The organism is Brevibacillus sp. MCWH (assembly GCF_013096935.1).
In the GTDB taxonomy this organism is placed as follows: Bacteria; Bacillota; Bacilli; order Brevibacillales; family Brevibacillaceae; genus Brevibacillus; species Brevibacillus aydinogluensis.
The window spans coordinates 1-591 of record NZ_SDLF01000099.1 but is presented as its reverse complement, the minus strand read 5'-3'; the positions used below and the strand labels follow the sequence as shown (position 1 = coordinate 591).

Sequence of the window (591 nt, the reverse complement as noted above, 5' to 3'; positions counted from 1 at the left end):
ATTATGGGTAAACCGTTCCCTGCATGGAATGGCTGGAACAACAAGAAAACAAGATAGGGGGAGTTGAATTTGAGTATCCATAGAGTACAGAGTGGACTTATCTTTGACGATAATTTTGACACGCTCAACACCCGTTGGGTCGTGTCTCCCTCTGACTCCTATGTTTATGATGATGTGGGTAAGAAGTTGATACTTAACCACAACCCTACAGATAGAAGTACAAACGCCTTGTTCTCACTCCCTCAAGATGAGGACGAACTCTTACTTCAAGTCCATGCTGACTATACTCCTACGAGATTAGGAGACGAGGGCGGTATCGTCATATGGAAGAACGCACTAGAGAAGGTGGAGTTCCTAGAGAGTGAGGACAGCACCCAAGCAGGGACGTACAGCGTTTGGAGAGCAGTGAAGAGACAAAATCTTTGGACTTTCTACGCTGAAAGAAATAATGCTTGGGAGTTGTTTGACTCTACTATTTGCGTTGACGCTACAATGGCAGGGGTTGTTCTAAAGGGCGTACCTAGAGAAGGGTACGTTCCCCTTGTCATTTATAGGGTTATTTTATGTAGGGGAGCACACATAAGCGTAGGA

1 pseudogene is annotated in these 591 nt (G+C 45.2%); it reads left to right on the top strand.

The features are described 5' to 3' along the window. Positions 1 to 69 precede the first annotated feature (69 nt). Positions 70 to 591 (top strand): annotated as a pseudogene (locus tag ETC00_RS19545) (hypothetical protein); the annotation flags it as partial.